The organism is Streptomyces sp. NPDC057010 (assembly GCF_042673805.1).
Taxonomy (GTDB): domain Bacteria; phylum Actinomycetota; class Actinomycetes; order Streptomycetales; family Streptomycetaceae; genus Streptomyces.
The window spans coordinates 11,935-35,238 of record NZ_JBHUSC010000004.1 but is presented as its reverse complement, the minus strand read 5'-3'; the positions used below and the strand labels follow the sequence as shown (position 1 = coordinate 35,238).

Genomic DNA, 23,304 nt, shown 5'->3' with positions numbered 1-23,304 from the left:
GCCGTGCGCCCGCAACTGGACCGCGCGAAGCTGCTGGCAGCCCGGTACAAGGCCGCGGAGGCCCGTCCGTACCTCGCCTCCGCGCTGTACGCCCTGACCGTGGTCCCCTCGGACGGGGTGCGCACCATGGGCGTCGACCGGCACTGGCGCTGCTACGTCTCGCCCGCCTTCGTCGAGGCGACCCCGGTCGCCGAGCTGGCCGGGGTGTGGATCCACGAGGTGGCGCACCTGCTGCGCGACCACCACGGCCGCGCCGAGCGCCTGCCCGCCGCCGACCAGCGCGATCCGGTCCGGGTCAACATCGCCCAGGACTGCGAGATCAACGACGACCTGCTCGCCGACGGGCTGGCGCTGCCCGAGGGGCGGATGGAGCCCAGGCTCTACGGGCTGCCCGCGGGAGGCCTGTTCGAGACGTACCTGGCGGCGATCCCCCCGACGCCCCACGGGCCGGACTGCGGCTCCGGCGCGCACGGCACCCCCGCGCCCTGGGAGCTGGGCGAGGAGGGTGGCCCCGCCCGGGTGGGCCCGGTGGAGGCGGAGGCGCTGCGCCGGCAGACCGCCCAGGCCGTACGGGCCCACCAGCGCACCCGGGGCCGGGTGCCGGAGGGCTGGGCGCGGTGGGCGCAGGAGCTGCTGGAGCCCTCCGTGGACTGGCGCCAAGCGCTGTCCGGAGCGGTCCGTGAAGCCGCCGCCTGGGGGGCGGGGGCGGTGGACTACACGTACCGCCGCCCCTCGCGCCGCACTCCCGCGCTCGGCGGCCGGGTGGTGCTGCCCAGCCTGCGCAGGCCGCTGCCGCGGGTGGCCGTCGTCATCGACACCTCGGGGTCGATGGGCCCGGACGACCTCGCGGCCGCGCTCGCCGAAGTCACCGGTGTCCTGCGGGAGGTGGGCATCGGCGGCAACCGGGTCGCCGTCCTCGCCTGCGACGCCGACGTGCACGCCGTGACGCGGGTGCGCAGCGCCGGCGAGGTGGCCCTGGCCGGCGGCGGGGGCACGGACATGCGCGTCGGCATCAGCGCGGCGCTGGCCCTGCCCGACCGGCCGAACGTCGTGGTGGTGCTGACCGACGGGTACACGCCGTGGCCGGACGAGACGCCGTCCTGCAGGCTGATCGCCGCCCTGGTCGGGGAGGACCCGCCGGCGCCCCCGGCCTGGGTGGAGACCGTACGCGTCGATCTCGGCCGGTAGGGACGATTGCCGGCTGCATACACCCGTACGTCGGGGGCAGGCGCCGGGCAACGCTTCCCGGATCCGAGTCCGGGCATGGAGGGAGCAGAGCCATGCGCGCACTGACCTGGCAGGGCACTCGGGACGTCCGCGTGGAGTCCGTCGCGGATCCGCGGTTGGAGGAGCCGACCGACGTCGTGGTCAAGGTGACATCGACCGGGATCTGCGGTTCGGACCTGCACCTCTACACGCTGATGGGGCCGTTCATCGATGCCGGGGACGTCCTCGGCCACGAGGCCATGGGGGTGGTGGAGGAGGTCGGGTCCGAGGTGTCCGCCCTGCGGCCCGGTGACCGGGTGGTGATCCCCTTCAACATCTCCTGCGGGCGGTGCTTCATGTGCGACCGGGGCCTGCAGTCCCAGTGCGAGACCACGCAGGTCCACGCGTACGGCAAGGGGGCGGCGCTCTTCGGCTACACCAAGCTCTACGGGCAGGTCCCCGGCGGGCAGGCCGAGTACCTGCGGGTTCCGTTCGGTGACACCCTGCCCGTCAAGGTCCCCGAGGGGCCTTCCGACGAGCGTTTCGTCTACCTGTCCGACGTGCTGCCCACCGCCTGGCAGGCCGTGGAGTACGCCGGGATACCGCCGCACGGCTCCGTCACCGTCCTCGGGCTCGGGCCGATCGGGCAGATGGCCGCGCGGATCGCCCTGCACCGGGGCGCGGGCCTGGTGGTGGGCGTCGACCTCGTGCCGGAGCGGCTGGACCGGGCGAGCGGCTGCGGCGTCCACACGCTCAACACGAAGGACCTCGGCGACGGGCTCGCCGACGCCGTCCGCTCGCTGACCGACGGCCGCGGCACGGACTGCGTCATCGACGCGGTCGGCATGGAGGCCCACGGGGCGTTGTTGGGGGCCGCCGCGCAACGCGTCACGGCGCTGCTGCCGGACAGGCTGGCCCGGCCGTTGATGGAGCGCGCCGGCATCGACCGGCTCGACGCGCTGTACACGGCGATCGAGGTGGTCCGCCGGGGCGGGACCATATCGGTGTCGGGGGTCTACGGCGGGGCGGCCGACCCGATGCCGATGCTGACGATGTTCGACAAGCAGATCCAGCTGCGGATGGGGCAGGCCAACGTGAGGGCCTGGGTGGACGACATCCTTCCGCTGCTGACCGACGACGACCCCCTCGGGGTGGAGGGCTTCGCCACCCACACCATGCCGCTGGAGGAGGCACCGCGGGCCTATGCGATGTTCCTCGCCAAGGAGGACGGGATGATCAAGACCTTGCTGCGGCCTTGATCCGCCCGGGAACCCGGGCCCGGACAGGTGGCTCCGTACCCCTGTGATGGGCGAGTTCCGGCCGCTACAGTGCCCACGGCCCCGCGTGTGCGCAGGCGGGCGGAGCGGTAGGGGGCGGGAAATGAGCGCTGGGCTCTTCGCGAAGGCGGGCGCGGCGATCAGCGGGAAAACGGCGGCCGTTGTGGCTGCCGGGGCCCTGGTGGTCAGTGGCGCGGCGGGTGCCGGCGTGTGGTGGGCCGCGCGGGGGCCGCACCTCGCGGTCGTGCAGCGCAGCGCCTCGGTACAGGTGCCGGCGGGTGGCGAACAGGCCATCGTGGCGGGGTGCGCGAAGCACGAGACCGCGCTCGGCGGCGGGTACGCGATCGACGGCAACGGCTTCGCGACGACCAGCGAGTTCATCGGCGCGGCGTGGCTCGCGGCGGCCTACAACCCGGGGGACGCGCCCGTCACCCTCACCTCGTACGCGCTGTGCGTGAACGCCAAGCCCGAGTTCGAACCCCACCAGGACTTCACCCCGCGGGCGGCGCACGCCTTCAGGGACCGGGGGGCGAAGGCGACCTCAGGCGACGACGGTCCCATCCACGACCTGTCGACCGACGGCCCCTACGCGCAGGCCTTCCGCACGGCGGAGGCGCGGCCCGCCTGCTTCGGCGGCTACACGCTGGTCGGGGTCGAGTTCCGGGCGGCGCGCTCCGTCACCGGGCGGCCGGTGGCGCCCGTACCGCTGGACAAGCTGACCACGGACGAGGCGGCCGACGGGAAGCCCGCGCCCGGGCACTGGACGGTCTCGGTCAATCCGGGTACGCAACTGAGCACGGGCTCGTTCCCGATGCGGGACTCCGTGGCGGTGGAGCGCAAGACCCGCATCCTGGAGCCGCAGCCTCCGCAGGCGAACTTCGCCGTCGACCTGCGGCCCATATGCGTCAGGCTGAAGGACGTCTCGATCGCCACGGCCGCGGTCGCGGTCGGGGCGGGAGCCACCGCGGACGCCACCGTGAAGTGCCCCAAGGGGCGGCTGGTGCTGGGCGGCGGCTTCCTGTTCCCGGCAGACAACGAAGGGGGCGACGGCCCCCAGCGCTTCCTCGGCGACGGCTGGCTGTACGCGTCGGCCGACGGGCCCACGCCGGGGTCATCGGGACGGCCGGTGAAGGACTGGCACGTCACCGGACACAACCAGCAGCGGGCCGGCACCCCGTACCACAACTCGGTCTGGATCGAGCACTCCGACGCCGAGACGCTGACGGGCAACGGCTACTTCGACGACCACGGGCACAGCGCCGACGACCAGCTGCTGCGCGGCTCCGCCCTCCCGGACAGCCAGCGGATGGTCGCGAGCGCCGTATGCGGCACCATCGACGCCGAGCCCACCTCTCCGGACGAGGGCACCCCGCCGCCCGCCGTGACGCGGCCGGAGCTGCCGCCCTCCTTGGACCTGGCGCCGTCGAAGGCCGGCCCCACGCCCTCCTCCAGCCCGAGCCCCGGCGCCTCGCCGTCACCCTCTCCCTCGCCGTCGACCTCGCCGAACCCGAGCGGGTCTCCGGGCGTCTCCCCCACGCCGCGTACGCCGAGCACTCCGGGCCCGACGACCGGCGGCCCGAACCGCCCGCCCTCCACGCAGCCCGGACGCTCGCCGTCCGCGCAGCCGCAGGCTCCGGCGGTGTCCATCGAGCAGCCCGGCGGTGGCGGCAAGTTGCGCCGCGGCTGCGAGGAGGCGTTCGCCGGTACGGCGCGGACGCGGCCGGGCGACCGCGCCATCACCGACCCGCAGGCCACCACGTGGCAGATCATCGGCCCCAACGGGCCGGTCACGATCGGTGCAGGAGCATCGGGCCGGTTCCTGGTGCCGCTCCTGGCGGACGGGACCTACCCGCTCGTCTTCTCCGCCACCGACACGGCCGCCGGACTGACCGGGAGCGCGAGGATCTCGATCCAGATCGTGGGGTGCCTGCGCTGAGCCCACTTGCCTCCGCATGGATCGGCTGCGCGGCGTACGCTGCGTAAAAAATCATGTCCGGTTGTCGGACACGGAGTGATAGAAAGCCCGTATGACGACGCCACTTGAGTTCTCCGTCCTGCTGCGACTGATCGACGAGCGGTCGGTCGCGTTCCGGGCTGCGGTCGCCTCCGCGCCCGACCTCGACGCGCAGGTGCCCACCTGCCCCGAGTGGACGCTGCTCGATCTGGCGCAGCACATCGGCGAGGGGCGCCTCTCCTGGGCCGCCACCGTCGCCGCAGGCCCGGCCGCCACGGCCAAGTCCGCCCCGCAGGGCGACCCGACCGCGCCCCGGGAGCGCGAGGCCCTGTCGGCCTGGTTGGCCGCGTCGACGCAGGAGATGCTGGACGCACTGCGGGAGGCCGGCCCGGATCGCGGTTGCTGGACGTGGTGGGGTGCCTCGCAGTCGCCGCAGACCTGTGGAGCCGTCGCCCGGCACCAGCTCCAGCAGATGGCGGTGCACACGTACGACGCCCAGCTCACCGCGGGTGCCGCGCAGCCGCTGCCGGAGGAGGTCGCGCTCGACGGATTCGAGGACTTCCTGTCCACCTGCATCGCGACGACGGGCGCCTGGCCGCACAAGCCCACTGCCTTCGACTTCCACGCCACCGAGGGCCTCTCCTGGCGCCTCACCCTCGACGGCGCCGGCGCACGGTTCGCCCGCGCTGCCGGCGCGGGACCGGACGACGAGGCCGGCGTCTGCGTCCGTGGCACGGCCAGTGACCTGCTCCTCTTCGTGTACGACCGCATCCCGGCGGACTCCCTGCAGATGGACGGGGACGCGGGGCTCTTCGACCTGCTCCGCGACTGGGAGCCGGAGGAGTAGGCAGGATCGGTCGGCCGTTCAGCGGCGCCCCCGGACCGCGATCACGGCCAGGGGGAAGGAGACGCGGGCCGGGTCGAGCAACTCCGAGAGTCCGGCTTCGACTTCCTCCTCGCTGAGCAGGCCGCGTTCGACCAGGGCGGGGGTGAGGGCGATCAGCGACAGCCGCGAGACCTCCGCGACCGGCGCCCCCGGGTGGGAGGCGGGCAGGGAGGCCTCCGCCATCACCTCCCGGTAGCCGCAGCGGCTGAGGACGGACGCCGCACGCGTTCCCCAGTTGCGCTCCATTCCGTACGAATCGGCGAGCATCGACCAGGCCGTCTCGATGCCCCGGCGCAGCGGCGAGGTCTCGGGCATACCGGTGCACGGGAAGTTGACGAGTTCCTCGAGGTGGAGCGTGCCGCCGGGCACGAGCCAGCGGCGCATCCGCTCCACCACCTGTTCGCGCTGGGGGAGGTGCATGAGGACGAACCTGGCATGGATCAGGTCGAAGGAGTGCTCGGGAAACTCGTCGACGGTCACGTCGTGCCGCACCACGTCGAGGTTGTCCGGGCACTCGCGCGGCATCAGCCTGACATCGAGCTCGGTTGCGGTGACGTGGCCGCGCGGACACTGTGCGGCCAGCCACGCGGCCGTCGTACCGGTACCCGCGCCGACTTCGAGGCAGCGGCCGTCCTCGGGGAGTCCCAGTGCGGAGAGGCGTTGCTCGGTCTCGGGGTCGAACGCCTCCGTGATGGCCCGCAGCCGGGCCGCTTCCAGCGGGTTGGCGTGACCCAGTTCGTCTTCGTAGTGGCCCTTCGCAGGGGAGTCGGCCGTGGACATGCTGTCTCCTCGTGGCGTGTGCCGACGTCGGGCCACGGACGCTACGCGCGCCCGTCGCGCCACGCTCCCGCTCGCGCCGCCCACGGCGCCGGGTCCACTCGCCCGGCTCATCACCCGGCCTCCGGCGAAGGCGGGGCCTGCGGGCACTCGGCGATGCGCCGCGTGCCAGACTCCCCTCGGTCGGCGAGGTCCTCTCGGCGGCAGGATCCGCTGCGCGGAGGGGATGAGACGAGTCATGACGGACCACGACCTGACCGGCTACGAGCAGAGCGCGTTCACCCACGAGGGGGTCCAACGCCGGATCCTGCGGCGGGGCAACGGCCCCGCCGTGATCGTCATGGCCGAGATCCCCGGCATCACCCCGAAGGTGCTGGAGTTCGCCGACAGGGTCGCGGAGATCGGCTGTACCGTCGTGCTCCCGGTGCTGTTCGGCGAGCCCGGCCGCGACCCCCATCCCGATGCGCACGGCCTGCTGGGGGCGGCGCGGTACGCGGCTTCGTCGACCCTCAAGGTGTGCGTGAGCCGGGAGTTCACCCTGCTCGCCACGGGTCGCAGCTCACGGGTCGTTTCCTGGCTGCGCGCCCTGGCCGCCCACGAACACGAGCGGTGCGGCGGCCCTGGCGTCGGAGCCGTGGGCATGTGCGTGACCGGGGGCTTCGCCCTGGCCATGGCCACCGACCCCCGGCTGGTCGCCCCGGTGCTGTCCCAGCCGTCGCTGCCGGTGGCCGTCTCGGCGGGGCGGTCGCGGACCATCGACATCGCCCCCGAGGAACTCGCCGTCGTACGGGGGCGCTGCGAGCGGGAGGGACTGCAGGTCATGGGACTGCGGTTCAAGGGCGACCGGCTCGTACCCGGGGACCGGTTCGAGTTCCTGCGGCGCGAACTCGGCGACGCCTTCGTCGCCGTGGAGCTGGACGACGACGCGGCCAACCCCGCCGGCGCCCTTCCCCCGCACTCCGTGCTGACCGAGCACCTGATCGACGCCCCCGGAGAACCCACCCGGGCGGCGCTGGACCAGGTGCTCGACCTGTTCCGCACACGGCTGTTCAGCCGATGAGGCCTCCCGTCTTCACCTGCGACACGTCGTCGGTGTTGCAGGCCGCGTAGTTGTTGCCGATGGTGCCGTGGATGACGCCGCCCATCCACGGGGCCGGGCAGGACACGTCAAGGTTGACCAGCGGGGCGCCGCTCTGGTTGATCAGGCCGGTCTGCTTCTTGACGGCGACGTCGCCGAAGCCCTGGGTGGTCAGGCCTTCTCCGTGGAGCACCTTCGTCCCGTAGGACTGGGCGATGCTGCCGCTGTCGTCCAGCACCGGGCCTTCCGTCCCGTATGGGGCGGCATGGGCGGCAGCGGAGGAGGAGAGCAGTGCGACGCCGGCAACGACGCCGACGGTCAGGGACTTGCGCATCGGGATGCCTCTCTCTGTTCTCGGGGGTCGATCCGGGTCAGCCGATCAGGGAACCGGTCTTGACCTGGGAGATGTCATCGGTGTTGCAGGCCGCGTAGTTGTTGCCCAAGGTGCCGTGAATGACGCCGCCGACCCACGGGGCCGGGCAGGACAGGTCGACATTGACCAGCGGGGCGCCGTTCTGGTTGATCAGGCCGGTCTGTTCCTTCAGGGCCACCGATCCGAAGCCCTGGGTGGTCAGGCCCTCCCCCTCCAGGATCTGGGCACCGTACTGCTGGGCCACGTTGCCGCTGTTGTCCTCCAGCGGGTCGGCGTGTGCGGCGGAGACCGCGCCGATGGAGCAGAGCAGTGCAGCTCCGGCGGCCAATCCGGCGGTCAGGGGCGTACGCATGATCGATCCTCTCGTCTCCGAGGACGGGCTGCTTCCCGTGCCTCGCCCGGCCTCAACAGGGCCCGCTGACGGGGAGAAACGACACGCCACCCATTCAGACCGACAACCTGAAGAACGCCACAGGTTCGGTTACGCCCCGTCTCGGACCAGGCCCGCCTGGTAGGCGAGGATCGCGGCCCGGGTTCGGTTCTCGACGCCCAGTACGGACATCAGCCGGGACACGTACGCCTTGACCGTCCCCTCGGACAGGTGCATCGACCTGGCGATCTCGGCGTTGGACATACCGGTCCCCAGGTGGCTCAGCAGTTCCCGCTGCTGCCCGCTCAGGCCTTCCGGGAGTTGCCGCCGCTCCGGAGGTGCGGGCCTGTTCGTCGCGGCCAGTCGTGCTGCGGGGCCGGCGGCCAGTGCGGTGGCGCCGGACGCCACCAGGCGAACCGCGGCCACGACCTGTTCCGGTGGTGCGTCCTTGAGCAGGTAGCCCGTGGCTCCGGCCGCGAGTGCCCGGGTGATGCCGTCCTCCGTGTCGAAGGTGGTCAGCAGGAGGACCGCGGGCGCCTTGGGCAGCTCCATGAGCCGGCGGGTCGCCGTGATGCCGTCCGTGCCCGGCATCCGCAGGTCGGTCAGTACGACGTCGGGGTCCAGTTCACGGGTCCGGTCCAGGACCTGGCCGCCGTCGCAGGCCTCGCCGACCACTTCGATGTCCGGGTTGCTCTCCAGCACCGCACGCAGGGCGAAGCGCATGAGCGGCTCGTCGTCCGCCACGATGACGCGGATCACGGTGCGCCGCTTCCGGAGCTGCGGGGTTCGGGGCGGGGCACCGCCCCGACCGGCAGACCTGCGTACACCCTCCACCCGCCCGCCGCGGTCGGGCCGGCATCGAACTCGCCGCCCAGCAGGGAGACCCGTTCTCTCAATCCGGTCATTCCGAAGCCCCCTCCGTGATTCGAGCGGGGCCCGGTCGGCGCCCCTGCGGAAGCGGGCGCGTTGGTCACGCAAGCCGACAGCAACTCGCCCTCCAGGCGCACGCGGACCGTGGTGCGGGCTCCGGGGGCGTGCTTGGCGATGTTGGACAGGGATTCCTGGACCGCCCGGTAGACGGTCAGCGCCGCCTCCGGAGGAACGTCGTCCACCGGGCGGGCCCCGTACTCGACCAGCAGGCCGGCCGACCGCGCTTCCTCCACCAACGCGTCGAGATCGCGCAGCCGCCGCCCCGCGACCACCGAGCCCTCCCCGTCGCGCAGGGCGCCCACCACGTGCCGCAGGTCGCGCATGGCCGCCCGGGCGGTGTCGCCGACGGCACGGGCGAGCTGACTGCACTCGGGCCGCGCGCCTCCGCCGGCCTCGATCGCTCCGGCTTGCATGGCCATGATCGAGATGCGGTGCCCGAGCACGTCGTGCATCTCCCGCGCCAGCCGGAGCCGCTCCTCGGCCCTCGTCTGCTCGGCCCTCCGTTCCCGTTCCTCGCGCAGTGCCGCGAGGCTGCGCTCGTACGCCCGCGCCCCCAGCCCGAAGATCACCGGAAACGCGGAGTAGATGGCGGCGTACAGGGACTGGTCCCAGAGGTCGGCTCCGACCTGGCCGGCCAGCAGCGTCTTGAGGATGGTGAACACGGCCCAGGCGAGGCCGATGACGGCGGTGCGGTGGTGACGCTGCTCGCGGGCCAGGCAGTAGAGGGCCAGGAAGACCGGGAGGCGGGAGCCGTTGACGATCAGCCCGGCGGCGGTGAGGCCCGCGACCAGGAGCGGCGCCTGCCGCCGCCAGAGAAAGCCGGCCGACACGACCAGAGCGGCGGCGACGCCGGCCATGGTGCCGCTGACCAGCCCGGTGTCGGGGTCGCAGGCGCTGCTGACCGACCCGACCGCGACCAGGGCCACGACCAGAAGGTCGGCGCGCAGCAGCCAGGTGCGTCCGACGGGGGTCATGAGCTTGGCGTACCAGCGCTCGAAGGCGTCGGGCGAGGCTAGGGCGGTCACAGGGTTCCTTCGTCGATCCGGCCGATTCCACCAGAAGAACGACAGACCCTACCAGAAAGGACTAGACCACCGCCGCGCCGCCGGGCATTCACCATCGTCGACAACTCCCGACAACGAAAGTGAATCGGGTACCGCGGAAATTCACCTTCGGCAGCAGAATGGCCGTCGATGGTTTTCAATCAAGACGACTCGGTCCGCGGGTTCTGGTTGCCACTTATCTTGTTTTCACGACAACACCGAGGCCAGTTTCGAAGGGAACCCCCGTGAGCCCGCCCTTGCAACGCGAGCACAAAAAAGCTGTCCGCAGCATTCGCATTCTGCTGATCGAAAGCAGCGCCCGTTTCTCGCATTGGCTGCGGACGGGACTGGCCGCCGAGGGATTCCATACGGAATGGGCCTCCGACGGGCACGCCGGTCTGAGGCGGGCACTCACCGGCGACTACGACGTGATCGTGCTCGACGTGCGGCTGGCCGGACTGAACGGGTACGAAGTGTGCTCCCGGCTCCGCGAGGCGGGCAGCACCGTCCCCGTACTGTTGCTCACGGCCGAGGACGGCGAGCGCGACATCGTCGCGGGGCTGGAGAGCGGCGCCGACGACTACCTCGTGAAGCCCTTCGCTTTCGTGGTGCTCACCGCCCGGCTGCGGGCTCTTGCGCGCAGGGGCGGGCGACGCTTCCCGGGGGAATGGGTGGTGGGCGATCTACGGGTGGATCCGGTCTCCATGCGGGTGTGGCGCGGGAGGGTCGAGGTCGAGCTGACCGCGAAGGAGTTCAGCGTGCTGGCGTGTCTCACCGAGGCGGCCGAGCGGGTCGTCACCAAAACCGAGATCATCGAGCGGGTCTGGAAGAAGGGGTCGCCGAGACCGGCGAACGTCGTGGAGGTCTACGTCAGCGCTCTGCGCCGCAAGATCGACCTCCCCTTCAGCTGCTCGACCATCGTGACGGTCCGGGGCGCGGGATACAGGCTCGGCGCTGCCGGCGGGCAGGCCCGTGGGGGCGCTCAGCGCTACGGGGTGCGTTCGAGGACGTAGGTGCCGTGCCGGCCGGAGCTGATGACCAGGCCTTCCCGCTCGAGCTGCTGGACCGCCTTGCTGACCGTGTCGACGCTGACCCGGTACTCGACGGCGAGGGTGGGCCGGTTGGGCAGCCGGCCCTCCATGCCCCCGCCCAGGATCTGTGCGCGCAGTTGGCCGGCCACCACCTGCCAGGTGAACTGCGGCACCGTGGCACTGGGCGGGGCGTAGCGGGACCTGGGCGAACGCAGTTGTGTGCGGGCCGCCCGGCGTACGAACTGGGCCGTGGGGTGCGGGATCAGGTACCGCTTGGAGATCTCGCCGGCGGTCGGCACCTCGTCGGGTGAGGCCGAACTGCCGATCCGGCTCACCAGGTCGTCGGCCAGGAGCTGGTAGTAGGGGCGCAGTGCGGGGCGTGCTTCAGGGGCGTTCGATGCTGTCATGGTGAGTCCGGTCGTGGTCGGCATGTGGCGAGGGACGCGAAGCGATCGCGGGCGGAGGGCCGAGTCCAAGGGCCACCCGTGGCAGGCCCCTGCCCCATGGGGGCCCTTGGACTCGGCGACGTGGAGACGCCGGCTGACGGCCGGGGTACCGGCGGCGCGGACACGCGACGGAGGAGGGTGTGCCCACGCCGGTGGTCTCGCGACCGTCCCGCTCTCCACACGCAGAACTCTGCCTCCGCGGCGCTGGAGTGCCAAAGCAGCGCTGAATGCCGCTTCAGCTCGGTCGGTGACCTGAAGGCCGCCACAGGTCGACGGGCGCTTTTCAGCCCCCGTACCGCTCCGCGACCGCCGCGCGCGGAGCCGGAGTTCCGGGGGCGGGGGCTGTGGGTCGCAGTGCCCGTCCGGAGGCCGGACCGCGTTCCGGCAGGTCGGGGCGCAAGCGGCGACGGGAAGGGCTCTGGCCGGAGTACGGCGTTGGGGCTGTAGCCCGGTTCAGCCCCGCAGGGGCGTGCGTGGAGCCGGGGGCATGGTGTCGCCATGCGCCTGCTCCTGATCGAGAACGACCCCCGGTTCGCCGAACTGCTCCGCCACGGCCTGGCCGAGGAGGGGTTCACAACGGAGTGCGTGTCGGACGGGTACACGGGCTTGTGCCGGGCACTCGGCGGCGGTTACGACGCCATCGTGCTCGACACCCTGCTTCCCGGGATGCACGGCTACGAACTCTGCGCCCGGCTCAGGGCAGTCGGCCGCACCACACCGGTCATGATGCTCGCCACGAACAGCGGTGAGCGGGCAACGGCCGAGGGGTTGGCGATCGGCGCGGACGACTGCCTCGTCATGCCGTTCTCCTTCACGGAACTCGCCGCACGGCTCAAAGCGCTGGTACGGATCGACAGGCGGCGGCGACCCGCCGTCTGGCAGGTGGGCGACCTCATCATCGATCCCGTACCCATGCGCGTCTGGCGGGGGGAGACGGAGATCGAGCTCGCCGCGAAGGAGTTCGCCGTGCTCGCCTGCCTGGCCGAGAGGGCGGGGACCGCGGTTTCCAAGGCGGAGAGCATCAACCGTGTGTGGAGCCTCAAGCCCGATCATCCGTCCAATGTGGTCGAGGTCTACATCAGCGCCCTGAGGCGCAAGATCGACACCCCGTTCGGCTGCAGGACCATCGTCACCGTCCGGGGCAGCGGATACCTCCTCACCGCACCGCGCCGCCCCGGCAGCGGGCGCTGAACCCCGCCGTCCGGAGCGCCGCATGGTGTGGTGCCGGGCGGCCCGGTCGGCGGCCTGGCAGGATGGCGGCATGGAACGTGTGCTGGGTATCGGCGGGTACTTCATGCGGGCTGCCGACCCGGCGGCCCTGAGCGCCTGGTATCGCGACTGCCTGGGCCTGGACGCCGACGAGCACGGCCTTTGGCACCAGGAGACCGGGCCGACGGTGTTCGCGACGTTCGAGTCCGGCACCGACTACTTCGGGTCCCGCACCCAGCGGTCCATGCTCAACTTCCGCGTCCGCGACCTGGATGCGATGCTCGCGCAACTGCGTGCCAAGGGAGCGGACGTGGCCCCGGAGACGCAGGACATGGAGGGCGTCGGTCGCTTCGGCTGGGTCACCGACCCCGAAGGCAACCGGGTCGAGCTCTGGCAGCCCGCCTGACCGCGGCTCCGTGACGACGGTGACGGTCTGGTGGACCACCGGCTTCCGGGCGGGGCGGTCGGGCCGTGCGGCATGGCGTTCGCGGGCCGCGGCGCCCCGCGGGGGATGCTGAGGGCTCCCGGCGGCAGGCGAGGTCCGTGAGCGATCCCAGCCCCTGAGTGACCCCGAGGCCCGCACCCGCCTTGGCGGGCGATGACGTTCCCGCTCCTGGTGCCATCGGCGGCCCGGCGGTCACGTACCGGGAGCGGCTGCAGGAGGGGCGCGGAATGCGCCAGGGGCACCTCTCCGCCCGCTACGCCGAACTCGGCGCCCCCGGCTCCTGCTGACCCCCGGCGCGACCCCGGGCAGCTCGCCGTACTCTATCCATCACCTGTGACATGTGAAATATTACCTGCGCTCCACCCACTCCCCCGCCCCAACTCACCGAAAGGCTAGCCACGTTGCGCAGACTCGCAGTGGTGGGAGCGGCGATATCGCTCGCCCTCCTCACCACCCCCGCCCTCGCCGCCACCGCGCCCCCTCCCCCGCCACCGGGTGCACAGCAGCAGGCCGAGCCGCCGCCCGCGCCCCTGGAGCTCCAACGCCAGGCCCTGCGGCGCCAGGCGCTCGAAAGCGTCGCCGCCGGCGGCCCCGCCGCCGTCAAGGCCGAGGCGGACGGCACGCTCCCGCGCCAGGCCAAGGTCGGCAAGCGGTACGTCGAACTCGCCCAGGAGCGCAAGGACAAGGTCTTCGTGATCCTCGCCGAGTTCGGCGACCAGGTGGACACCGCCACCGAGTTCGAGGGGAAGCCCCGCTTCGGCGGCACCCCCGGCCCCCGCCACAACACCATCGGCAAGCCGGCCGCCGGCGACAACCACACCCTGTGGCGGGGGGACTTCGACCGCGCCTTCTACGAGAAGCAGTTCTTCTCCACCGACCCCGAGTCGGCGTCCATGCGGGCCTACTACCGGCTCCAGTCCTCCGGCCGCTACGACATGGACGGGACGGTGTCCGACTGGGTCAAGCTGCCCTGGAACGAGGCCCGTTACGGCACCGACCACTGCGCCGAGCCCGGCCAGTGCCGCACCAACTGGGACCTGATCAGGGACGCCACCGCCTCCTGGTACGACGCCGAGCGCGCGAAGGGCCGTACCGCCGAGCAGATCAAGGCGCAGCTCGCCGAGTACGACGTGTGGGACCGCTACGACGCGGACCACGACGGGAACTTCGACGAACCGGACGGCTACCTCGACCACCTCGTCGTCGTGCACGCCGGCAAGGACCAGACCTGGGGCGGCGGAGCCCAGGGCAAGGACGCCGTATGGGCTCACCGCTGGTTCGCGTACTGGAACCAGGCCGGCAGCGCGGGCCCCGAGGGCAACAAGGCGGGCGGCACGCCGATCGGCGACTCCGGCATCTGGGCCGGCGACTACCTGACCGGCGGCGAGAACAGCGGCGCGGGGCTCTTCGCCCACGAGTTCGGCCACGACCTCGGGCTGCCCGACCTGTACAGCTCGGACGGGGACAACAGCGTCAACTTCTGGTCCCTGATGTCCTCGGGCTCGTACCTGGCCAAGGGCCGGGGCACCACCGGTGCGTGGCCGGGCGACCTCGACCCGTGGAGCAAGCTCCAGCTCGGCTGGCTGGAGTACACGGAGGCCGACGCCGGCCGCAGGACGCGCGCCGTGCTCGGGGTGTCGGGCTACAACACCGAGGATCCACAGGCGCTGCTGGTGCACCTGCCGCCGTCGCAGACCCGGACCGAACTGACCGACCCGTACGAGGGCGGCAGCCAGTGGTGGAGCGGCACCGGGGACTTCATGGACAACACCCTCGGGCGGACGGTCGACCTCACCGGATCGGCCGGGCCCGCCCGGCTGGACGCCAGGGTCTGGTACGACATCGAGCAGGACTTCGACTTCCTGACGGTGGAGGCCTCCACGGACGGCGGCACGACGTGGACGGCGCTCCCCGGTACGGTCGGCGGCCATGCCATCCCGGCGAAGGGCGTGTCGGGGACCTCGGCAGGCTGGGCGGAACTGGGTGTCCCGCTGGACGCGTTCGCGGGGCGGAGCCTCCAGCTGCGGCTGCGCGTCACCTCCGACGGCAACACCCACGGCAAGGGCGTCACGTTCGACGACATCCGGATCACCGCGGACGGTCGCGAGCTGTTGCGCGACGGTGCGGAGCAGGGCGCGAACGGCTGGAGCGCGGTCAAGTGGTCGCGTACGGAGGGCCGCACGGGCAGCGAGCAGCACCCGCGCGCCTACCTGGTCGAGAACCGGCGCTACACCGGCTACGGCGCCCAGCTCAAGACGGGCCCGTACAACTTCGGTTTCACCGGTGACCAGGTGGAGTTCTACCCGTACCAGCAGGGCGTGCTGATCTGGCTGTGGGACACGGCGTACAGCGACAACACCACCAAGGCCCATCCGGGCGGCGGCATGCTGCTGGCGGTCGACGCCCGGCCGGACCCGCTGCGGAATGCGGACGGCTCCCTCCTCAACGCCCGGGCGCAGACCTTCGACGCGCCGTTCTCACTGCGGGCGAGCGACCGGATCGTGCTGCACAAGGCGGGCACGCCGACGGTGATCCCGCCGCGGCCGGGGGTCTCCGTGTTCGACGACCACCGGGGCTCGTACTGGAACGCGGAACTCCCGCAGGTGGGGGTGAAGGTGCCGGATACGGGGACCCGTATCGCGGTGGTGAAGGAGGCCGCGGGCGGCGCGCTCACCACCGTCCAGGTGAGCCCGTCCCCTTGAGCCCGGTGACCCGGCGACGATGAGCGGACCGCCCTCCCCGGCTGTGCGGGGGCGGGCGGTCCGTCACGGCAGCAGGCTCAACTCACCTGGTCCGGCCGCGTTTCCCGATCCTTCTCGGTGGCGACGGCCGAGGAGGCAAGGAGCGTCGCGGCGGAGAGGCTGCCCCAGAGGGCGCCCGGGCCGTGGGGGGCGAGTGCGGTGATGACCGCCGGGGAGACGGCGAGGCCGAACCCGGTGGAGAGCTCGAAGCGGGCCAGGGTGCGTCCCAGGACGCGGGCCGGCGCGAGGGCGGTGACGAGGGCGGTGGCGCTGCCGGCGTAGACGATCTCGCCGAGGGTGCAGACCACGGACACCAGGGCGACGGCCGGAGCGCCCCAGCCCCGTCCCAGGGAGGTGGCCGCGAGGAAGCCGAGGTAGGACACGGCGAGCACCACGCCGGCGAGGGCCAGCACGGTCCGCCGGGGGAAGCGGGACATCAGGAGGGTGACCGGCACCTGCAGGGTGACCACCAGCACCGTGTTGGCCACGAAGACGGCTGCCGACCACACCGGGGACGCGTGCAGCTGTGTCACCAGGACCAGCGGGAGCGCGATCTCGGGAACGTTGAGGCAGAAGACGTACACCACGTTGGCGGCCGCCAGTGGGCGCAGCCGCGGAGCGGGCGCATCGGCCCCGCCCTCGTCCACAGCCGCCGCCGGATGGGCGTGCAGGCGGACCGACCAGGCAAGGGCCGCCGCCGCGAGGTAGGCGAGCCCGGTGACGGCCGCCAGCGCCCGCAATGCCCCGGTGCCGCCCGCCAGGCACGCGGTGGCGAGGAGCGCGCCGGCGCCCAGGCCCGCGTTGCGCAGGGCGCGGCCTCCCGCGAGAGCCGCGTCGCGTTCCCGGCCGTGGGCGACCGTGGAGACGAGAGCCGCGTGGGCGGCCGGCCACGCCTGGTTGCCGATGCCGAGGAAGAGCGCCGCCGCCGCGAACGGCCGGACATCCCCCGCCGGGGTGGCCAGCAGCACCGCCACCCCGAGCACCCGTACCAGCATCGACGCCGCCACCACCGTGCTGCGTGCGCCCCGGTCCAGCCAGCGCCCGACCGCGGGCATGCACACCAGTCCCGCGACGACGCCGACCGTCATGGCGATGCCGGTGGCCGGCGCGGACAGCCCGAGCACCGTCACCCCGTAGAGCAGCAGGAAGGGGCGCAGCAGGCCGGTGCCGAGCGCGTCCACGGCCAGGGCGACGGCGTAGCGGGGGCCTCCGGAGGCACGGACGAGGGCCCGGGGCCGGGTCTTGGTGGTGGTCGTCATGGCGTCAACGGTGCGTTCGGCCCCGCGGGCCGGCTGCGTCGGTTGACGGACACCGTCAACCGACGGAGTCGCCGGCCGTACGGTCGGTGATGATGAGGGGGTGACGTTGAGGATCGACATCGGCGGCCTGCCGACCGAGCGGCTGCGGTTCGCCGCCTCCCCGCTGGCCGAGCTGACCGCGATGCTGCACGTGCTGGCCGAACCCGGGCACCATCCGCAGCAGGCCGACTGGGCGGGGGACGTCTGGGCCGGGCTGCGGCCGGAGCTGGCCGAACGGTTGCGGGAGGCCGAGTTCCTCTGGCGTTCCTCACAGGCCGACTTCCTGCTCCCGGCCCGCCCCCGGGCCACCCTCGCCGAGGAGTTGGACGACGTGGACCGGATCGACGACGAGGCGTACGTGACCGCCGCGCTCGTCACCACGTGCGGCGGCAACCGGGTCCGCTTCGCCGCACCGTCGCCGCTCACCGACGCGACCGCGCGCGAGCGGGCCCTGGACCTGGCCCAGGCCCGCGGCGCGCGGCAGGAGGCCTTCGCGGAACGGCTGCTCGCGGACCCGGCCGCGGTGCGGGCGCGGGTGCGGCGCACCCTCGAACAGTGCGCCGAGGCCTTCTTCGACGCCGCCTGGGCGGGCGTCGCCGTACGGCTGGCCACCGACCTGCGTCTGAAGAACGACCTGCTCAAGCGACAGGGCCTCGGGGCGGCGCTCGCATCGGTCTCCGGGGCGGTCACCCTGGCACCGGACGGCGACTGCATCATCGTGGACAAGCTGCAGGACAAGGCGACCTCCGCCCACGGCACCGGGGTCACCTTCATCCCCAGTGTCTTCGGCCGCCCGCACCTGGTGGCGGTCCACGCGCCCGGCTGGCAGCCGGTGGTGCAGTACCCCGTGGCCGAGCCGTCGCCGACGGAGCCGGTACCGCTGGAGACGGTCACCCTGCGGCTGGAGGCACTGGCGCATCCCGTACGGCTGCGGCTGCTGCGCACCCTGGCCCGCGGCCCGCACACCACCGGTGAGCTGGCCCACACCTGGGAGCTCTCGCCCCCGGAGGTTTCCCGGCACCTCGCGGTCCTGCGCCGCGCGGGCCTGCTCACCGCCCGGCGGCAGGGGCGCTACGTCCGGCACACCCTCAGCCTGCCCGATCTGACGGCACTGGGCACCGACCTGCTGGCGGCCGTACTGCGCTGAACGGCTTCGGCCCGGGCAACGCGTCCCTCCTCCTGATCGGGATAGCGTTGCCGGTGCCGTAGAAGTGCGGAGTCAGGGGCCTGATCGTGGGAAAGCTGGATGCGTTCACCGAGGTGCTCGACTATCCGATGTACGTCGTGACCGCGGCGGCCGGGGACGAGCGGGCGGGCTGTCTGGTGGGCTTCGCCTCCCAGTGCTCGATCGATCCGCCGCGCTTCATGGTGTGGCTCTCCAAGGCCAACCGTACGTACCGGATCGCACGCGACGCCTCCCACCTGGCGGTGCACGCGTTGCGCAGGGACCAGAAGGGGACGGCGGTCCTCTTCGGCAGCCGGACCGGCGACGACATCGACAAGTTCGAGCACATCGCCTGGCGGCGGCCGGCCCGCGGGGCCGCGCCCGTCCTCGACGACGCCTGCGCCTGGTTCCTCGGCCGGATCGAGGCGCAGGTCGACGGCGGAGACCACGTCGGGTTCCTGCTCTCGCCCGTCGAGGAGGGCCCGCCGGGCCCCCCGCGGCCGCCGCTGCTGCTCTTCGGCGACGTCCGGGACCTCACACCGGGGCACCCGGCCTGAGTGCCCGGTCAGCCTTCCCGGCTCGGCAGGATCTCCTTGACCTTGGCGATGGCGAAGCCCCACCCCTGGCTCACGGTCGGCTTCCCGGGCACGGCCACCTCGTCGGGGTTGGTCAGGACGTCCAGCAGGACCGGGCCCGGGGTCTCGAACGTCCTGCGCACGGCATCGTGGAGATCGGCCGGGTCGGTGACGCGGATGCCGGTGAGGCCGAGCGCGGTGGCGACCGCGGCGAAGTCGGGATTGTCGAGTTCCGTGCCGAACTCGGGCATCCCTGCCTGCTCCTGTTCGAGTTTGACCATGCCCAGGCGGCGGTTGTCGAAGACGATGAGCTTCACCGGCAGTCCGTACGTCTTGATCGTCATGAGGTCGCCCAGCAGCATGCTCACGCCGCCGTCGCCGCAGAAGGCGACGATCTGGCGGTCGGGAGCCCACAGCTGCGCTCCGAGGGCCTGGGGCATGGCGTTGGCCATCGACCCGAGGTTGTACGAGCCGATCAGGCGCCGGCGGCCGCGCATGGTGACGAAGCGGGAGAGCCAGACGGTGGCCATGCCGGTGTCGGAGGTGAAGACGGCGTCCTCGGCGGCGTAGGCGTCCACAGCTGCGGCCAGGGCTTCGGGGCGGATCTCGTGGTCCCTGTTGTCCAGGGCCGCCCGCAGCCTGCCGGTCCAGCGGTGTTCGTGCGCCGGTTCGGCCAGGCGCTGCTGTCCCTCCTGCCAGTGCGCGAACCGCTCCCGCGCGTCCGCCAGGTGGCTCCTGTCCGGGGTCTCTTCCAGGAGCGGCAGCAGGGCCCGCAGCGTTGCCCCCACGTCCCCGGCCAGGCCCACGTCCACGGGCACCCGGCGGCCCAGGTGCTCCTCGCGGGTGTCGATCTGGACGACCTTGCAGCCCTTCGGGTACCAGTCGCGGTAGGGGAAGTCGGTGCCGAGCATGAGCAGTGCGTCGCCGTGGTCGAGGGCGTGGGCGGCCGCGGGGTTGCCGATCAGGCCGGTCTGGCCCACCTGGAAGGCGTTGTCGTCCTCGAAGCCCTCCTTCGCCTTGAGGGTGAGCACCATGGGCGCGGAGAGCAGCTCTGCGGTACGCAGCACTTCGGTACGGGCGTCGCGGGCTCCGCGGCCGACGAGGAGGGTGACGCGGGAGGCGGAGTTCAGGAGGTCGGCGGCCTGGGCGAGGGCCGGGTCGTCCGGACGGGTGACGGCGCGGTCCAGGGCGAACCGGGCGGGACGGTCGTCGCTCACCTCCTGTTCGCCCAGATCACCGGGCACGGTGAGCACCGCGACTCCACCCTGGCCGACGGCAGCGCGTACGGCGGATTCCAGCATGCGGGGCAGCTGCTCCGGGGAGGTGACGGTGGCGCGGTAGACGGCCACGTCCCGGAAGAGCAGGTCGTTGTCGACTTCCTGGAAGTAGTCGCTGCCGATCTCGGCGAGAGGTACCTGTCCGCAGATCGCGAGGACCGGAGCACGGCTCTTGGCGGCGTCGTAGAGCCCGTTGAGGAGGTGTACGGAGCCCGGTCCCACGGTGCCCATGCACACTCCGAGGGTGCCCGAGAGCTGGGACTGGGCCCCGGCTGCGAACGCGGCCGCCTCCTCGTGCCGGCAGCCGACCCACTCCAGGCCGTCCGTGGTGCGGATCGCGTCGGTCAGTGGGTTCAAGGCGTCTCCGACCACTCCGAAGACGTGCTGGACGCCGAGTTCCTTGAGTGCGTCGACGACGACGTGGGCGACGGTGCGTGCCATGGGAGTGCCTTTCGGTCCGGTGCGGCCCCCTCGGTGGGGGTGCCGCGTTCAGTGGGTGAAGCGGTCCGGGTCGGCCGCCTGCCAGTCGGATGCCCAGTCGGCGGGCGCCGATGCGAGGAGTTGTCCCGGGGCGAGCCACGCGTGGAGTTCCGCGTAGGAGCGGACGGTGTTCGGGTCCACCCGCTGGAGCAGCATGTGGGGGCGCAGGCCGTGCGGGTCGTCGACGCCCATGGCCGCCATGATCTGGAGGGCGCTCTTGACCGTGGCCTGCTGGTAGCGGCGTACGCGCTGCGACTTGTCGGCGACGTCGATGGCGCGGGCGCGCCGCTCGTCCTGGGTGGCCACGCCGACGGGGCAGGTGTTGGTGTGGCAGCGCTGGGCCTGGATGCAGCCGATCGCGAACATCATGGCGCGGGCGGCGTTGGTGTAGTCGGCTCCCTGGAGGAGGCGTTTGACGAGGTCGCCTCCGGTGGCGACCTTGCCGCTGGCCCCGATCCGGACACGGTCGCGCAGCCCGGCGCCGACGAGGGCGTTGTGCACGGTCATCAGCCCCTCGCCGAGCGGCAGGCCGATGCTGTCCGCGAACTCCAGCGGGGCCGCGCCCGTACCGCCCTCGGCGCCGTCGACGACGATGAAGTCCGGTGTGGTGTCCTCCTCCAGCATGGCCTTGCACACGGCGAGGAATTCGCGGCGCGAGCCGACGCACAGCTTGAACCCGACGGGTTTGCCTTCGGCGAGCTCGCGCATCCGGGCCAGGAAGCGCACCAGCTCGCGCGGCGTGGAGTACACGCGGTGGAAGGGCGGTGAGAGGACGGTCTCCCCCTGGGGGACCCCGCGGACCTCCGCGATCTCCGCGCTCACCTTGGCACCCGGCAGGACGCCGCCGATGCCGGGCTTGGCGCCCTGGCTGATCTTCAGCGACACGCACTTGACCTGCTCGCGGGCCGCCTTCTCGGCGAACTGCCGCTCGTCGAAGCCGCCGTCGTCGGTCCTGCAGCCGAAGTATCCGGTGCCGATCTCCCAGACGAGGTCGGCGCCCGGGCGCAGGTGGTGCTCGGACAGGCCGCCCTCGCCGGTGTCGTGGGCGAAGCCGCCCAGCCGGGCGCCGGTGTTGAGGGCGAGTACGGCCCGGGCGGACAGCGAACCGAAGCTCATCGCCGAGACGTTGAGCAGGGCCATGTCGTACGGGCGGGTGCAGTCGGGCCCGCCTATGCGGACCCGGGGCGGCTCGGTGGGCACCGGTCGGGGGGCCATGGACGGGGTGAGGTATTCGCTGCCGGCCAGGTAGAGGTCGCGTTCGGTGCCGAACGGCTCCTCCGCGTCGGTGCCCTTGGCGCGCTCGTAGACGATGCTGCGGGTGTCGCGGTCGAAGGGGCGGCCGTCGAAGTTCCGCTCGATGAAGTACTGCTGGAGCTCCGGCCGCAGCGCCTCCAGCGCGAAGCGGAGGTGTCCGAGCAGCGGGTAGTTCCGCAGGATGGAGTGCCGCCGTTGCAGGAGGTCGTGGGCGGCCACCGGCGCGAGCACGAGCAGTGGGGCGGCAGCTGCCCACCACCAGGGGGAGACCAGGACGGCGGCGAGCAAGGCGCCCGTCGCCGCCGAGCCGAGGAGGGCCGGGACAAGTGGTTTCAGCACAACGCGCTTGTGTCCCGAAGTCCGGCCGCCAATCGGAGGGCGGGGAGCGGGAGGCGGCGGCCGGTCATCCCCTGGCCCGTGCGAGCGCCCGGTCCGGGGCGAGCGGGGCCGTGTCCATCCCCGCGCCCCAGCGCAGCCCGTCGAGGAACTCCTCGACCGCCTCCACGGAGGTGTGGACGGGCTCCCAGGCCAGCTCCCTGCGGGCGCGCGTGCAGTCCATCAGCGGCAGCCGCAGGACGGCGTCGAACAGGTCCGGGGAGGCCGGTACGAGGTGCAGCCGCCATGCGGCGGCGAGCGCGGCCCGCACCGGGCCGACGGGCATGGCACGGCTCCGCGCGGCGAAGACGCGGGCGAGGACCTCGGCATCGAGTGGCGGCTCGGCAGCCAGGTTGAACGCTCCGCGCACGGGGAGGGTGACGGCGGCCCGGTAGGCGGTGGCCGCGTCGTCGGTGTGCAGGGCCTGGAAGCGCAGCCCCGGCAGGTCGGGCACGACGGGGATGAGTCCGGGACGTACGAGGCGGCCCGGGAGCAGCCTGCCCGCGAAGATCCGCCGCTGCTCGGAGGCGGAGGCCCGTTTGAAGAGGAAGCCGGGCCGCATCCGTACCACGCGGACGTCGGGATGGGTGCGTTCGTACGCGTCGAGGACCCGTTCGAGGTAGGCCTTCTCACGGGTGTACGCGGCCTGCGGCCAGCCGTGGGTGGGCCAGGTCTCGTCGACCGCGTGGTCCTTCGGGCCGGGCGAGTACGCGCCGACGGAGGAGGCGTGGACGAGAGTGGGTACGCCCGCGGCGGCCACTGCGTCGAAGACGCGCAGGCTCCCGAGGACGTTGGTGCGCCAGGTCTCGGCGGGGTGGTGGGTGGGCTGGAATTTCCAGGCGAGGTGGACGACTGCGTCCGCGCCGGAGAAGTGCGGTACGAGGTCGGCGCCGCCCGGCTCGATGTCGACGGCCCTCCAGTGCGTCTTGTCCGGGTGCCAGCCGGGGACCCGGCGGGCCAGGCCCAGCACGGAGCCCACTGCCGGGTCCTGCGACAGTGCGCGCACCACGCTGGTCCCGACGTTTCCGGTGGCCCCGACGACCACGACCCGGATTCCCTGCCCGGCCGTGCCGACGAGGTCCTGTGAAGGTGCGTGACGCGTCATCGTGTCGGC

Annotated in this window: 21 protein-coding genes; 11 read left to right on the top strand and 10 right to left on the bottom strand. The window is 72.5% G+C overall.

What is annotated here, in order from left to right; all coding sequences use genetic code 11:
• Positions 1-3 precede the first annotated feature (3 nt).
• The 4 genes from ACFTXQ_RS06055 to ACFTXQ_RS06040 all read left to right on the top strand — a co-directional run bounded on the left by ACFTXQ_RS06055 (position 4) and on the right by ACFTXQ_RS06040 (position 5,284).
• Complete coding sequence (locus tag ACFTXQ_RS06055) at positions 4-1,188, top strand: VWA-like domain-containing protein (protein WP_382636330.1); 1,185 nt, start codon at positions 4-6, stop codon at positions 1,186-1,188.
• Positions 1,189-1,280: 92 nt separating this feature from the next.
• Complete coding sequence (locus ACFTXQ_RS06050; protein WP_382636328.1) at positions 1,281-2,465, top strand: zinc-dependent alcohol dehydrogenase; 1,185 nt, start codon at positions 1,281-1,283, stop codon at positions 2,463-2,465.
• A 121-nt stretch (positions 2,466-2,586) separates the two neighbouring features.
• Positions 2,587-4,419 carry a hypothetical protein gene (locus ACFTXQ_RS06045; protein WP_382636327.1) on the top strand — a complete coding sequence of 611 codons (1,833 nt, stop codon included), beginning with the start codon at positions 2,587-2,589 and terminating at the stop codon, positions 4,417-4,419.
• A 91-nt stretch (positions 4,420-4,510) separates the two neighbouring features.
• Positions 4,511-5,284 carry a maleylpyruvate isomerase N-terminal domain-containing protein gene (locus tag ACFTXQ_RS06040; protein WP_382636326.1) on the top strand — a complete coding sequence of 258 codons (774 nt, stop codon included), beginning with the start codon at positions 4,511-4,513 and terminating at the stop codon, positions 5,282-5,284.
• Between the two features lie 18 nt (positions 5,285-5,302).
• Here ACFTXQ_RS06040 and ACFTXQ_RS06035 read toward each other — a convergent pair whose 3' ends face one another.
• Positions 5,303-6,103 (bottom strand): class I SAM-dependent methyltransferase, encoded by an 801-nt coding sequence (locus ACFTXQ_RS06035; RefSeq protein ID WP_382636325.1) that lies wholly within the window; start codon positions 6,101-6,103, stop codon positions 5,303-5,305.
• Between the two features lie 235 nt (positions 6,104-6,338).
• Between ACFTXQ_RS06035 and ACFTXQ_RS06030 the strand changes: the two genes are divergently transcribed.
• Positions 6,339-7,160 carry a dienelactone hydrolase family protein gene (locus ACFTXQ_RS06030; RefSeq protein ID WP_382636323.1) on the top strand — a complete coding sequence of 274 codons (822 nt, stop codon included), beginning with the start codon at positions 6,339-6,341 and terminating at the stop codon, positions 7,158-7,160.
• On the opposite strand, the gene ACFTXQ_RS06025 is transcribed toward ACFTXQ_RS06030, so the two are convergent.
• From ACFTXQ_RS06025 to ACFTXQ_RS06010, 4 genes are all read right to left on the bottom strand, one after another.
• Complete coding sequence (locus ACFTXQ_RS06025) at positions 7,150-7,512, bottom strand: hypothetical protein (RefSeq protein ID WP_382636322.1); 363 nt, start codon at positions 7,510-7,512, stop codon at positions 7,150-7,152. The genes ACFTXQ_RS06030 and ACFTXQ_RS06025 overlap by 11 nt on opposite strands.
• Positions 7,513-7,549: 37 nt before the next feature.
• Positions 7,550-7,903, bottom strand: coding sequence for a hypothetical protein (locus ACFTXQ_RS06020; RefSeq protein ID WP_382636320.1), 354 nt, complete (start codon positions 7,901-7,903; stop codon positions 7,550-7,552).
• Positions 7,904-8,032: 129 nt separating this feature from the next.
• A complete protein-coding gene (locus tag ACFTXQ_RS06015; RefSeq protein WP_382636319.1) occupies positions 8,033-8,680 on the bottom strand; it encodes a response regulator in 648 nt (215 codons plus the stop codon).
• Positions 8,677-9,876 (bottom strand): sensor histidine kinase, encoded by a 1,200-nt coding sequence (locus ACFTXQ_RS06010; protein ID WP_382636318.1) that lies wholly within the window; start codon positions 9,874-9,876, stop codon positions 8,677-8,679. Before ACFTXQ_RS06010 ends, ACFTXQ_RS06015 begins: the two co-directional genes overlap by 4 nt.
• Before the next feature lie 263 nt (positions 9,877-10,139).
• Here ACFTXQ_RS06010 and ACFTXQ_RS06005 point away from each other — a divergent pair, with 263 nt between their 5' ends.
• Positions 10,140-10,907: a response regulator transcription factor gene (locus tag ACFTXQ_RS06005; protein ID WP_382636316.1), complete on the top strand. Its 768-nt coding sequence runs from the start codon at positions 10,140-10,142 to the stop codon at positions 10,905-10,907.
• On the opposite strand, the gene ACFTXQ_RS06000 is transcribed toward ACFTXQ_RS06005, so the two are convergent.
• Entirely contained in the window at positions 10,883-11,332 is a 450-nt protein-coding gene (locus ACFTXQ_RS06000) for a GntR family transcriptional regulator (protein ID WP_382636314.1), read from the bottom strand. The genes ACFTXQ_RS06005 and ACFTXQ_RS06000 overlap by 25 nt on opposite strands.
• Positions 11,333-11,869: 537 nt before the next feature.
• Here ACFTXQ_RS06000 and ACFTXQ_RS05995 point away from each other — a divergent pair.
• From ACFTXQ_RS05995 to ACFTXQ_RS05985, 3 genes are all read left to right on the top strand, one after another.
• The gene (locus ACFTXQ_RS05995) at positions 11,870-12,562 is read left to right on the top strand and encodes a response regulator transcription factor (protein WP_382636312.1); all 693 of its coding nucleotides are present in this window, start codon (positions 11,870-11,872) and stop codon (positions 12,560-12,562) included.
• Positions 12,563-12,632: 70 nt separating this feature from the next.
• The gene (locus ACFTXQ_RS05990) at positions 12,633-12,986 is read left to right on the top strand and encodes a VOC family protein (RefSeq protein WP_382636310.1); all 354 of its coding nucleotides are present in this window, start codon (positions 12,633-12,635) and stop codon (positions 12,984-12,986) included.
• 440 nt (positions 12,987-13,426) lie between these two features.
• On the top strand, positions 13,427-15,727 hold the full coding sequence (locus ACFTXQ_RS05985; RefSeq protein ID WP_382636308.1) for an immune inhibitor A domain-containing protein: 2,301 nt from the start codon (positions 13,427-13,429) through the stop codon (positions 15,725-15,727).
• A 77-nt stretch (positions 15,728-15,804) separates the two neighbouring features.
• Here the strand turns inward: ACFTXQ_RS05985 and ACFTXQ_RS05980 are convergent, their stop codons facing one another.
• On the bottom strand, positions 15,805-17,025 hold the full coding sequence (locus ACFTXQ_RS05980) for an MFS transporter (RefSeq protein ID WP_382636306.1): 1,221 nt from the start codon (positions 17,023-17,025) through the stop codon (positions 15,805-15,807).
• 100 nt (positions 17,026-17,125) lie between these two features.
• Here ACFTXQ_RS05980 and ACFTXQ_RS05975 point away from each other — a divergent pair, with 100 nt between their 5' ends.
• A complete protein-coding gene (locus tag ACFTXQ_RS05975; RefSeq protein WP_382636304.1) occupies positions 17,126-18,211 on the top strand; it encodes a DUF5937 family protein in 1,086 nt (361 codons plus the stop codon).
• A gap of 86 nt (positions 18,212-18,297) precedes the next feature.
• Positions 18,298-18,786, top strand: a complete 489-nt coding sequence (locus tag ACFTXQ_RS05970; protein WP_382636302.1) for a flavin reductase family protein — start codon at positions 18,298-18,300, stop codon at positions 18,784-18,786.
• An 8-nt stretch (positions 18,787-18,794) separates the two neighbouring features.
• Here ACFTXQ_RS05970 and ACFTXQ_RS05965 read toward each other — a convergent pair whose 3' ends face one another.
• The 3 genes from ACFTXQ_RS05965 to ACFTXQ_RS05955 all read right to left on the bottom strand — a co-directional run bounded on the left by ACFTXQ_RS05965 (position 18,795) and on the right by ACFTXQ_RS05955 (position 23,295).
• Positions 18,795-20,522 carry a thiamine pyrophosphate-dependent enzyme gene (locus ACFTXQ_RS05965; protein ID WP_382636300.1) on the bottom strand — a complete coding sequence of 576 codons (1,728 nt, stop codon included), beginning with the start codon at positions 20,520-20,522 and terminating at the stop codon, positions 18,795-18,797.
• Between the two features lie 48 nt (positions 20,523-20,570).
• Positions 20,571-22,151, bottom strand: coding sequence for an FMN-binding glutamate synthase family protein (locus ACFTXQ_RS05960; protein WP_382636742.1), 1,581 nt, complete (start codon positions 22,149-22,151; stop codon positions 20,571-20,573).
• A 67-nt stretch (positions 22,152-22,218) separates the two neighbouring features.
• A complete protein-coding gene (locus tag ACFTXQ_RS05955; RefSeq protein WP_382636298.1) occupies positions 22,219-23,295 on the bottom strand; it encodes an NAD-dependent epimerase/dehydratase family protein in 1,077 nt (358 codons plus the stop codon).
• Positions 23,296-23,304 lie beyond the last annotated feature (9 nt).

Excerpts from the sequence above, each read along its gene's own strand:
- ACFTXQ_RS06050 (WP_382636328.1), top strand. The coding sequence starts at position 1,281 with ATGCGCGCACTGACCTGGCAGGGCACTCGGGACGTCCGCGTGGAGTCC.
- ACFTXQ_RS05965 (WP_382636300.1), bottom strand. The coding sequence starts at position 20,522 with ATGGCACGCACCGTCGCCCACGTCGTCGTCGACGCACTCAAGGAACTC.
- ACFTXQ_RS06030 (WP_382636323.1), top strand. The coding sequence starts at position 6,339 with ATGACGGACCACGACCTGACCGGCTACGAGCAGAGCGCGTTCACCCAC.
- ACFTXQ_RS06025 (WP_382636322.1), bottom strand. The coding sequence starts at position 7,512 with ATGCGCAAGTCCCTGACCGTCGGCGTCGTTGCCGGCGTCGCACTGCTC.
- ACFTXQ_RS06035 (WP_382636325.1), bottom strand. The coding sequence starts at position 6,103 with ATGTCCACGGCCGACTCCCCTGCGAAGGGCCACTACGAAGACGAACTG.
- ACFTXQ_RS05990 (WP_382636310.1), top strand. The coding sequence starts at position 12,633 with ATGGAACGTGTGCTGGGTATCGGCGGGTACTTCATGCGGGCTGCCGAC.
- ACFTXQ_RS06045 (WP_382636327.1), top strand. The coding sequence starts at position 2,587 with ATGAGCGCTGGGCTCTTCGCGAAGGCGGGCGCGGCGATCAGCGGGAAA.
- ACFTXQ_RS06020 (WP_382636320.1), bottom strand. The coding sequence starts at position 7,903 with ATGCGTACGCCCCTGACCGCCGGATTGGCCGCCGGAGCTGCACTGCTC.
- ACFTXQ_RS06040 (WP_382636326.1), top strand. The coding sequence starts at position 4,511 with ATGACGACGCCACTTGAGTTCTCCGTCCTGCTGCGACTGATCGACGAG.
- ACFTXQ_RS06000 (WP_382636314.1), bottom strand. The coding sequence starts at position 11,332 with ATGACAGCATCGAACGCCCCTGAAGCACGCCCCGCACTGCGCCCCTAC.
- ACFTXQ_RS05955 (WP_382636298.1), bottom strand. The coding sequence starts at position 23,295 with ATGACGCGTCACGCACCTTCACAGGACCTCGTCGGCACGGCCGGGCAG.
- ACFTXQ_RS05995 (WP_382636312.1), top strand. The coding sequence starts at position 11,870 with ATGCGCCTGCTCCTGATCGAGAACGACCCCCGGTTCGCCGAACTGCTC.
- ACFTXQ_RS05980 (WP_382636306.1), bottom strand. The coding sequence starts at position 17,025 with ATGACGACCACCACCAAGACCCGGCCCCGGGCCCTCGTCCGTGCCTCC.